The sequence below is a fragment of the Actinophytocola sp. genome (genome assembly GCF_035634895.1).
Taxonomy (GTDB): domain Bacteria; phylum Actinomycetota; class Actinomycetes; order Mycobacteriales; family Pseudonocardiaceae; genus Actinophytocola.
Genome location: NZ_DASQCC010000051.1, coordinates 1 through 10,588, shown reverse-complemented (window position 1 = coordinate 10,588; position 10,588 = coordinate 1). Strand labels below are relative to the sequence as shown.

Genomic DNA, 10,588 nt, shown 5'->3' with positions numbered 1-10,588 from the left:
CCAGCGCCGACCGCAACGCCTCCGCCTCGATCGGGTCGCCCAGCGGCGTGCCGGTCCCATGCGCCTCGACATAGTCGACCGTGCCCGGGGAGACGGCCGCACTCTCGTACACCCGCCGCAGCAACGCCGCCTGCGCCAACGGGTTCGGCGCCATGATGCCGTTGGACCGGCCGTCCGAGTTCACCCCGCTGCCCCGCACCACCGCCAGCACCCGGTCGCCGAGGCGCCGCGCGTCGGCCAGCCGCCGCAGTACCACGACGCCGCAGCCCTCGCCACGCACGATCCCGTCCGCAGACGCGTCGAACGGCTTGCAGCGGCCGTCCGCCGACAGCGCCCCGGCCGCGTCGAACACCGCCGTGATCCCCGGCGACAGCAACAGGTTCACGCCGCCGACCACCGCGGTCGAGCAGTCACCCGCCTGCAGTGCCCTGGCCGCCTGGTGCACTGCCACGAGCGATGACGAGCACGCCGTGTCGACCGTGACACTGGGGCCGTGCGCACCGAGCACATACGACAGCCGGTTCGCGGCCAGGGACGCCGACACGCCGGTGGCCGACCAGGCGTCCACTGTGGACAGATCGGCCATCGTGAGATGGCCGTACTCCACCGACGACAGGCCGACGAACACGCCGCAGTCCCGCAGTGCGCGCACCGGGATGCCGGCGTCGGCCAGTGCCTCCCACGTCACCTCCAGCAGCAGTCGCTGCTGCGGGTCCATCTCGTCGGCCTCGCGCGGGCTGATGCCGAAGAACTCCGCGTCGAAGCCGGCCACATCGGCCAGGAACGCGCCGTGGCGCGGCACCCGGGACGTGTCCTGGCCGAACGCCGTCCAGCGGTCCGCCGGCACCGTCCCAACAGGACAATCACCGTCCCGCAACAGTGACCAGAACTCCCGTGCCGACCCTGCCCCGGGCAGCCGGCACGCCAGTCCCACGACCGCGATCGGCTCGGCCGCCGCCACCGGTGCGTGCCCGTTCGCGGGCGCCTCCGCGACCAGGGCACGGCTCAGCGCGGCGATCGTCGGCGCCGACCACACCAGCGTGCTCGGCACCGGCTTCCCGCTCTGCCGCTCGATGTCCGCCACCAGCGTGACCGCGTCGCGCGACGACAGCCCGCAGTCCGACAGCGGCCGGTCCACGTCCCGCTCGGTGACCGGGCGGCCCAGCAGCTCGGTCAGCCTCTCGACCAGCCACCGCTGCCACCGCCGCTGGTCCCAGCCGCTCACGAGACGGCCTCCCGCGCGACGTACCAGGTGTGGCACGCCGAGCGGCTGATCTTGCCGCTCGTCGTCCGCGGCACCTCGCCAACACCGAGCAGCACCAGGTCGTGCACCGCGAGCCCGTGCTCGGCGGACACGGCCGACCGCACCGCGGTGGTGACCTCGCGGTCCAGCGCCGGGTCGGCGTCCTTGGCCCGTTCGGCGAGCACCACCAGGAGCTCACGGTCGGCACCCGTTATCGCGAAGGCCGCGGTCGCGTGCCGGCGGACCGCCGGGTGCCCGTGCTCCACCGTGTGCTCGATGTCCTGCGGGTAGTGGTTGCGGCCGTCGACGATGATCAGGTCCTTGAGCCGCCCGGTGACGAACAGCTGTCCGTCCGCCAGCAGCCCGAGGTCGCCGGTCCGCAGCCACGGCCCGGGGTCGCCGGGCAGTGCGGCGCCGAACACCTGCGCCGAGAGCTCCGGCTGTCTCCAGTACCCGGCCGCCACGTTCGGCCCGCTCACCCACACCTCGCCGACCTCGCGGTCCCGCACGGGCCGCGCCGACACCGGGTCCACGATTCGAACTCGTTGTCCCACCGGCATTCCACTGGCCACCAGCGTGTTCGTGCGGCGGCCGGGGTCCGGCGGCGCGCCGGCGCCGGCGGCCAGTGACTCCGCGTCGAACGCCCGCTCCAGTGGAGCCGAACCGGCCGGGCTGGCCGTCACGAGCACGGTCGCCTCCGCCAGCCCGTAGCACGGCCGGTGCGCCTCGCGGCGCAGGCCGCACTCCGCGAACGTCTCGTGGAACCGCTCGACGTTCGCCGGCGCCACGGGTTCGCTGCCGTCGATGAGCACGTCGACCCCGTCCAGCCGCAGCAACGTCCGCTCGGCCGGCGTGGTGCGTGCGGCGGCGTACGCGTACGCGAAGCTGGGTGCCGCGGTGATCGCGCCCGGGTTGGCCGACAGTGCCTGCAGCCACCGCACCGGCCGGGCGAGGAACGCCGCGGGGTCCAGCAGCACCACCCGCATTCCGGCCACCAGCGCCGCCGCCGTGCCGAGCATCAGCCCCATGTCGTGGAACAGCGGCAGCCAGCTCACGCACACGGACCGCTCGTGGGTCGCGTCGAAGGCCTCGACGGCCTGGCACGCGTTCGCGAACACGTTGGCGTGCGTGAGGACCACTCCGGCCGGCGTGCGGGTCGAGCCGGAGGTGTACTGCAGGTACGCGACGTCATGCGTCACGTCGGACAGGCGCCGGGGGCTTTCGGGCAGCGCGTCGACCGGAACCGCTGGCACACCGTCGAGCCCACAACGCGCACCGAAGCGCTCGACGTCCGCGACGCGGGCCGAGGTGGTCAGCAGCATGGCGGGCGCGCAGTCGGCCAGCACGGCCGTGAGTCGCTCGTCGAAGCGCGGCAGGCCCGGCGGGTACAGCGGCACGGCGACCAGCCCGGCACGGATCACCGCGAGGAACGCCGCGACGTAGTCCGCCGACTGCTCGACGAGGATCGCGACCCGGTCGCCCATGGCGCACCGCGGCTGGAGGCACGAGGCGATCTCGTCCACCCGCGCGTCCAGCTCCGCCCATGTCAGCGTGGTGGCGACGCCGCCGGGATCGACGGCATGGTCCACAAAGGTCAGTGCGGGCTCGTCGCCGAGCCGCCCCGCCCACTGCCGGAGCAGCGCGGGCAGCGGTGTGACGCCGACGAGCGTGGCGGTCTGGTCAGCGGTCGTGGTCATGGCACCCCTCGCGGTGGTTCAGTGGTGAACGAACGGCGGCACCGGTGCCGCCGTGGGGGAGCGCGAACGCAGCGCGAAGAACGTGAGACCGGCGGCGGCCAGTTGCAGCACGGCGGCGGCGAGCAGGCCGGCCCGGTAGCCGGCCACGGACAGGGTGAGGCCGAACAATGCGACGCCGAACGCACCGGCCAGCTCCCGGGACGCCGTCAGCACCCCGGACGCGGCGCCGGCCATCGCGGCGTCCGCGCGGTCGAGCGCGAGTGCCGTCAACGGTGTGGTGCAGGCGGAACCGAGCCCAATCACCAGCAACCCGCCCAGCCGGGATCCGAGCCCGGGCAGGTGGTCGACCACGGCGAGCCAGCACAGTCCGGCGGCCACGAGCACCAACCCGCCCGCGATGGTCCACTGTGGACCCATCCGGCGGAGCGCCCGCGGCACGAACGGGGCGGTGACGATCAACGCGACCGCGACGAGGACCAGCGGCAGCGCGGCCGCCTGCGGGCTGAGTCCGAGACCGTCCTGGTACCGCAGCGGCGTGAAGAACACGACGCCACCGATTCCGACGCCCCACAGCGAGGCGACGACGTTGATCAGCAGGAACGGCCGGTCCGCGACCAGCGGGCGCGGGACGAGCGGGGCCGTCGCGCGCCGTTCGAGCCGGACGAACCACCACAGCACGGCGACACCCGCGCCACCGGCGAGCAGTGGCGCGGCACCCGTGCCGGGTACGCCACGCAGCACGACCGCCCCGACGACCAGAACGAGCCCGCTCGTCACCACGACCGCCGGCGCCGGCCGTACCCGCACGGCCCCACCCGGATCGTCATCCTCTGGCGCCAACAGCATCGCGGGCAGCACGAAGGGCAGCGCGGCGGCGAAGATCCAGCGCCAGCTCGCGTACTCGGCGAGCACCCCGCCGAGCCACGGCCCGAGCGCGAGCGCGGCGGCCAGCGCCGCGGTCCAGACCGCGGCGCCGGTCGCCCGTGCGGATTGCGGAAGTCTGGTGCGTACCAGACTCATCGTCGCCGGCACGATGAGCGCCGCGCCGCAGCCCTGCCCCACCCGCGCGGCGATGAGCAGTCCCGCGGTGCCGGCAACCCCCGCGAGCACGGCGAAGACGGCGAACGCGGCCAGCCCGGTGAGCAGCGTGCGCCGCTCGCCGAACCGGTCGACGAGGGTGCCGGCCAACAGCAGCAACCCGGCGTAGGGGAGGAGGTAGGCGATGCTGAGCCACTGCAGGACGGTCACGCTGAGCCCGAGGTCCCGCCCGATGGTCGGTGCGGCGGCGACGACGATGGTGTTGTCCATGGCGGTGACGAATGCGACTAACGCGATCAGCAGCACGGTCGGGGCTGGGATGCGGATTGCCGGTTTCACCACCACCTCCGCGCTGTCTACTCGTCAGTAGCTAAACGCGGACCTTACGGCTCGTCAGCGGGTGCCAACAAGAGTCGCGACGATGGTCCGATCCGCCGGAGGGCAAAGTTGTCAGAATGGTGAGCGACACGCGTCGTAACCCACTCAACCCGTTGAGTCATCGCGGTTAGGGGGTCAGTCCAGTAAAACTGTCCGATGGTTACAAATCCGCCGGAGAAGTCATCAAGATCGTACAGGTGGCCTCGTGCCGGCCGCCGCGCCCGCCGCGTCGCCCGGCGCATGCCTGGTCGCGGCGCTAACCCGCGCGAAACCCGACGAAATTCGGGGCCACCCGGTAATCTCGGGTCGTGATCCAAACCATTGGTCACCGTGCCGCGGGAATACTGCGCGCGGCCCAGAAGGACCTCGCGTACCAAATCACCGTCGCACACTGGGATTTCTACCGCGCGTTCCGCGAATGGATGTCCCGAATCACCACGGTCGACGCGTTCTTCATCGGTCTGTTCCACGGCATGGACCGAATTCTGATTCCCTACCACTTCGACGGCAACGACCTCGACGAGGAACCCGGCTCGATGCCCATCTTTCCTGGCGGTGTCAGCGAGTGGGTGCGCGACAACCTGCGCACGTACCGGTACGCCTTCGACGACGGCGACGTCCTCAACCGGAGCAAGCGTTTCGGCGACCTGACAAGGCCTTCTGCGGACGTGCTCGTCGCCCCGCTCGTCCGCGCGCCGAGCGAGACGCTCGAGGTGTTCGGCGTCGCGTCGATCCAGACCTACACACCCCACGCCTACACCGAGGAGCACGTCGCCGCGTTCGAGTGGCTCTGCAGCGTGGTGGCGCGGCTGCTGACCCGCGAGGAGGAGGACCGGCGCTCCGCGGAAGGGCTTGGCGCGTACAGCATGTTGCTGCCCGACGACGTGATCGCGGCCGTGGTGCGCGATCTCGGCCTGATGCGGCGACGTATCGACGGGATCCTGAACCGGCCGGTCATCACCGACCGCGAGTACCGCGAGGCACTCGAGCGTCTCGGCGCGGAGACCGCGCGGCTCCAGGCCGAGACCGCGGAGCTGGTCCTGCACGCGCACCGCGCCGCCGAGGACCGGTTCCGGACGCTGACCAGGCGCGAGCAGGAGGTCGCGCTACTGGTGGTGAAGGAGCTCAGCAACGCGGAGATCGCCGCGGAGCTGCGGCTTTCCGAGCGGACCGTGAAGATACACGTCGGAAATATTCTGCGGAAGTACACCGCCAAGCAGCGGGCATCGGTAATCGCGGAGCTGCGCCGCTACCTGGATTAGTTCTTGGTACTAGAAACTGTCGCCAGGAAATAGGCAGAAGCCCGATAGCGGCCGGAACCCGCGCGCTGGAACGATGGCCGGCATGATGCTCAAAAAGAAAGACGCCCGGGCCACTTTTCCCAGAGCCGACGCTACGTGGCTGCCCTGCGATCTGCGCTGAGGTCGATCACGGTCATGCCGGCGCCCACGGGCGGGTGGTCCATCGCGACCAGCGCGCCAGGGGCGTCGGCGAGGCCGATCACCCTGCCGACCAGCAGCTCCGGCCGCAGCCGGCCGTCGGTGATCATGGCCAGCAGCGGCGGGTAGCCGGCCGCGGCGAGACCGTGCGTGCCGTGAATCGCCAGCTCGTGCGCCACCACGACGTCCATCGGCAGCGGGGTCGGGCCGTCCAGCAGCAGGCCGGCCTGCACGTGCCGGCCGCGGCGGCGGAGGCACCGCACCGACGCGGCCGCGGTCTCCGGCGAACCGAGCGCGTCGATCGACACCATGGCGCCACCGCCGGTCAGCTCGCGGATGGTCGCCGCCGTGCCGGCGTCCGCGGGCACGGCGTGCTCGGCGCCCAGAGCGCGCGCACGGTCCAGCGCCGCCGCCGAGATGTCCACCGCCACCACCCGCGCACCCAGCGCCACCCCGATCAGCACGGCCGAGAGGCCGACCCCACCGCAGCCGTGCACGGCGAGCCAGTCGCCGGGACCGAGGCGGCCGTGCGCCGTGAGCGCCCGGAACGCCGTGGCGCAGCGGCAGCCCAGCGACGCCGCGGTGACGAAGTCGACGGAGTTGGGCAGCGCCACGAGGTTCGTGTCGGCCGCGGCGACGGCTACCCGCTCGGCGAACGAACCAGGTCCGGTGAACCCCGGCTGCGTCTGGTGTGGACAGACCTGCGCGTCACCGGCGACGCAGTACGCGCAGGTGCCGCACCCGCATACGAACGGCACGGTCACGCGGTCGCCGGTCCGCCACCGGGTGACGCCGGTGCCGACCTCGGCGACCACGCCGGCCAGCTCGTGCCCCGGAACGTGCGGCAGGGGAACGGGTTCGTGCCCCCGCCAGGCGTGCCAGTCGGACCGGCACACACCGGTCGCCCGGACCTCGAGGACCGCGCTGCCGGGCGGGCAGACTGGCGCCGGCACCTCGGTCACCGCGGGCGGCGCACCGTACTGCTCGTAGACAACGGCCTTCACGGAACCGAGAGTAGTGCGGTGTCCACCGGGTGCCCCCCGGCCCGGCGCGCCGTGAGCTCACCACCCGAGTTGGGCCGTTCACCCGAACTGACTCACTCTTTCGGGTGAATCCGGACCTTGCGACGATCATCGTCGGCTGCCTGTCGCGCATCACCGCCGCATGCCACTGACATCGACCGCACCGCCACCTGCCGGTGGCGCCGCAGGTCAATGAACCGGACGGTTCCTTCCGCGGCAGCAATTGCCGGTAGTCGCCGGTGAATGACGTCAACAATTGTCATTCTCGCCGCGCGCTTCCACGAGCGGTGGCATTTGTCAACACATTGAGACGAGTTATACCTGCCCAGCTTGTCACAGGGCAAATCTTTGGTGGGCACAATTCCGTTGCTGTTCGGCACGTGCAGGCGTCGTGTGCAGGTCACCTGCTTGCCGGCCAGCAGACAATCAACTTGCGTGTTTGTGATCTACCGCGGTTGCAATGGCAACTTCTCGCAAACAAATCGGCGTCACCTCTCCCGTTATCTGCCCGCAACCCGCAAACTTCTCTGCGGCACTGCGCACCGGACAGGGATGGCTGGCCAGACTCACTCGCTGATCTTTGGGGAGTGGGCAACGTGCCGACAGAGAGGAATGCTCCACGGAGAGGAATCCGCCATGTTGACCAAACCTCCCACCGCAATCCCTTTCGAGTCGATCGACCCGGTGCTCACCCCGCAGGGGCACCGAATCCGCCCGCTGGTTGACGGGCGTCCGGACGGCAACGCTCCGGAGATCGGCATCTGTGCCGGCGGTCTTGACGTGCCGGCCGGCTTCATTGCCAACGCGCACTGGCACCCGGAGACCGACGTGATCGTCATGGTCTACGACTGCGGGGAGGAGGGCGCGCTCACGTTGTTCGGCGACAATCTCGAATACGAGGCCGTGCAGCACCGAGGTGATCTGCTGCCGATCCAGAAGGGCTGGAACCACACGGTCGTGAACCTGAGCCTCACGAGCCCCATCCGCGCGTACGAGTTCCGCCTCAACCACACCGTCGTGCTCGACAACCCGCTCCTGCCGCACCTGCAGCCCGCCGCCGTCCGGCGCGGCCGGGAGTACCTGGTCGACCTGCACGGCGCCGAGGCCGTCGAGGACTTCGACGAGAGCAGGCGAGTCGCCCTGCGTGCCGAATGACCCACGTACTCACCGCGACACACCCAGGGGGCGCGATGTCGTCACATTGATCACGGCACGGGAGCCGGACGTCCGGTACAGGCGGACCACGTGGCGGTGGAGGTCGTCCCGCCGGCCAGGTCTCCGCCACCCCCGCCCGGCTCCCGGCCTGCCCGACCCGACGTCACGCGCTCCGCGCCGCGGCCGGCTCGAAGCGAGCTTGCCGCCGCCGGCTCCGCGCGACCTGTCATCATGCGACGGTGGATCAACGCAGCCTGCGTACCGTGGCGGCCACCCGCTACGTGACGCCGTTCCGGGAGGGAGGCTCCCTGCCCGGGCTGGTCGAGGCGGACGACCTCGGCATGTACGTCCTGAAGTTCCGCGGCGCCGGCCAGGGTCTCAAGGCGCTCACCGCCGAGATCATCGTCGGGGAGCTGGCGCGGCGGCTCGGCTTCCGGGTGCCGGAGCTCGTGCTCGTCGAGCTCCACCCCGAGCTGTCCCGCGCGGAGCCGGACGAGGAGATACAGGACCTGCTGCGGGCCAGCGCCGGGCAGAACCTCGGCGTCGACTACCTGCCCGGCTCGTTCGACTTCAACCCCCGCGTCCGCGACCCCGGCCGTGACCTGGCCGCGCGGCTGCTGTGGTTCGACACGCTCGTGCTCAACGTCGACCGCAGCTGGCGCAACCCGAACATGCTGCTGTGGCACCGCCAGCCCTGGCTGATCGACCACGGCGCGTCGCTGATCTTCCACCACCGCTGGCTGCCCGGCTGGCAACCCGCCGCCGCCTACCGGTACGACGCCGACGACCACGTCATGATGGCGGCGAACCCGGCGTCGCTGACCGACGCAGACGCGGAGCTGCGTCCCAGGGTCACCCCCGCCGTCCTCGACGAGGTCCTCACGCTCGTGCCCGACGACTGGCTGGACCCGGGGTTCGGCCCGCCGGACCAGGTGCGTGCCGCCTACAGGGCATACTTCACCGCACGCCTTGCCGACGCGCCCAGCTGGGTCGCCGCGCTGGAGGAGACCCGTGCCGCACGTGTTTGAGTACGCCCTGGTGCGCGTCGTGCCGCGCCCGGAGCGTGGCGAGTTCATGAACGTCGGCGTGATCGTCTACAGCGCACCGGTGCGCTTCCTGCGCTGCGCGGTCGAGGTCGATGCCGACCGGCTGCGCGCGCTGGACCCGGAGCTGGACATCGAGGTGCTGCGGGACGCGCTCCGCTCGATGTGCCAGGCCTGCGAGGGCACCGGCCCGATGGCGGAGAGCTCCGCCGGTCAGCGATTCCGCTGGCTGACCGCACCGCGCAGCACCATCCTGCAGACCTCGCCGGCACACACCGGACTGACCGAGGACCCCGAGCGGGAGCTGACCCGGGTCATGGCGACCCAGGTGAGAACCTAGCGCCGACCCTTGTGCCGGGGTCCGGGCGTGGCCGACAGTTACCCCGGCGGAACGTGAGCCGACCGGCCACAGTCCACTTCGGCATCCGCACCGTCGTCGAGGCGTGACCCGTACGCGAAACTCCGCGAGGGCGGGCTGGCACTAGGCTCGCCCGGGTGGCGAAGTACTTCGACGTGCACCCGGACAACCCGCAGCGGCGGTCGATCGGTCAGGTCGTGGATCTGGTGCGCTCCGGCGGCCTGATCGCGTACCCGACCGACTCCTGTTTCGCGCTCGGGTGCCAGCTCGGCAACAAGGACGGGCTGGAGCGGATCCGGCAGATCCGCCACCTCGACGACCGCCACCATTTCACGCTGGTGTGCCACGACTTCGCGCAGCTGGGGCAGTTCGTCTACCTGTCGAACACGGTCTTCCGCGCCGTGAAGTCGGCCACGCCCGGGCCGTACACGTTCATCCTCCCGGCGACCAAGGAGGTCCCACGCCGGCTCATGCACGCCAAGAAGAAGACGGTCGGCGTACGGATCCCGGACCACGTCGTCACCCAGGCGATCCTCGCCGAGTTGGGGGAGCCACTGGTGTCGAGCACCCTGCTCATGCCAGGCGAGGACGAGCCGATGACACAGGGCTGGGAGATCAAGGAAATGCTGGACCACGCGGTGGACGCGGTCATCGACTCCGGCGACTGCGGCACCGAGCCAACCACAGTGATCGACTTCTCCGAAGACGACATGGAGGTCATCCGCGAAGGCGCCGGCGACCTAACCCGCTTCGAGTAACCCCACCCCACCCACCCCCACACATCGCGAGTCCCGTGTTCGTGCACGTCGCGAGTCCCGCGTTCACCCATACCGAGTCGCGGTGTCGTGCGGGTCGCGTGTGCACGAAACCGCAACTCAGGGTGTTTGAACGCGGGACTCGCTGTGTTTGAACGCGGGACTCGCGGGCTGGGGAAATAAGTCGGTCGTGTGCGCCGTTAGGCTCGGTACTGCCATGAGTACACCCTCCAGCCTGCGTGCCCGCCTCCCCGATCTGACGCTGCGTGACGAGCGTCGGCTGAGTCGTCGCCTCGACGGGCTGCGGAGGATCAAGAATGCCGAGGTCAGGCAGGCGCGGCTCGAGGAGATCGCGGTCGACGTCGAGAAGGCGGCCAGTCGGGTGGCCGGCCGGGCGGCGGCGGTGCCGGCGGTCACCTATCCGGACGAGCTGCCGATCAGCCAGCGCCGGGCCGACATC

Annotated in this window: 10 protein-coding genes; 6 read left to right on the top strand and 4 right to left on the bottom strand. The window is 70.9% G+C overall.

All coding sequences use genetic code 11. The features are described from left to right. From VET29_RS07440 to VET29_RS07430, 3 genes are all read right to left on the bottom strand, one after another. The coding region (locus VET29_RS07440; RefSeq protein WP_324916463.1) for a type I polyketide synthase at positions 1 to 1,225 on the bottom strand (1,225 nt) is incomplete at its 3' end. Then, entirely contained in the window at positions 1,222 to 2,940 is a 1,719-nt protein-coding gene (locus VET29_RS07435) for a fatty acyl-AMP ligase (protein ID WP_324916459.1), read from the bottom strand. The genes VET29_RS07435 and VET29_RS07440, both read right to left, overlap by 4 nt. An 18-nt stretch (positions 2,941 to 2,958) precedes the next feature. Continuing rightward, positions 2,959 to 4,317, bottom strand: coding sequence for an MFS transporter (locus VET29_RS07430; RefSeq protein ID WP_324916456.1), 1,359 nt, complete (start codon positions 4,315 to 4,317; stop codon positions 2,959 to 2,961). A gap of 347 nt (positions 4,318 to 4,664) precedes the next feature. Between VET29_RS07430 and VET29_RS07425 the strand changes: the two genes are divergently transcribed. Next, the gene (locus VET29_RS07425) at positions 4,665 to 5,618 is read left to right on the top strand and encodes a helix-turn-helix transcriptional regulator (RefSeq protein ID WP_324916454.1); all 954 of its coding nucleotides are present in this window, start codon (positions 4,665 to 4,667) and stop codon (positions 5,616 to 5,618) included. A 131-nt stretch (positions 5,619 to 5,749) separates the two neighbouring features. Here VET29_RS07425 and VET29_RS07420 read toward each other — a convergent pair whose 3' ends face one another. Next, positions 5,750 to 6,799, bottom strand: a complete 1,050-nt coding sequence (locus VET29_RS07420; protein WP_324916451.1) for a zinc-dependent alcohol dehydrogenase family protein — start codon at positions 6,797 to 6,799, stop codon at positions 5,750 to 5,752. 654 nt (positions 6,800 to 7,453) lie between these two features. Between VET29_RS07420 and VET29_RS07415 the strand changes: the two genes are divergently transcribed. The 5 genes from VET29_RS07415 to VET29_RS07395 all read left to right on the top strand — a co-directional run. After that, positions 7,454 to 7,972 carry a hypothetical protein gene (locus VET29_RS07415; RefSeq protein ID WP_324916448.1) on the top strand — a complete coding sequence of 173 codons (519 nt, stop codon included), beginning with the start codon at positions 7,454 to 7,456 and terminating at the stop codon, positions 7,970 to 7,972. A 239-nt stretch (positions 7,973 to 8,211) separates the two neighbouring features. Further along, positions 8,212 to 9,000 carry a HipA family kinase gene (locus VET29_RS07410; protein ID WP_324916445.1) on the top strand — a complete coding sequence of 263 codons (789 nt, stop codon included), beginning with the start codon at positions 8,212 to 8,214 and terminating at the stop codon, positions 8,998 to 9,000. Continuing rightward, positions 8,984 to 9,355 carry a DUF3037 domain-containing protein gene (locus VET29_RS07405; protein WP_324916442.1) on the top strand — a complete coding sequence of 124 codons (372 nt, stop codon included), beginning with the start codon at positions 8,984 to 8,986 and terminating at the stop codon, positions 9,353 to 9,355. Before VET29_RS07410 ends, VET29_RS07405 begins: the two co-directional genes overlap by 17 nt. A gap of 155 nt (positions 9,356 to 9,510) precedes the next feature. Then, on the top strand, positions 9,511 to 10,131 hold the full coding sequence (locus tag VET29_RS07400; RefSeq protein WP_324916439.1) for an L-threonylcarbamoyladenylate synthase: 621 nt from the start codon (positions 9,511 to 9,513) through the stop codon (positions 10,129 to 10,131). 214 nt (positions 10,132 to 10,345) lie between these two features. Continuing rightward, positions 10,346 to 10,588: hypothetical protein (locus tag VET29_RS07395; protein ID WP_324916436.1), on the top strand; the 243-nt coding region annotated here is incomplete at its 3' end.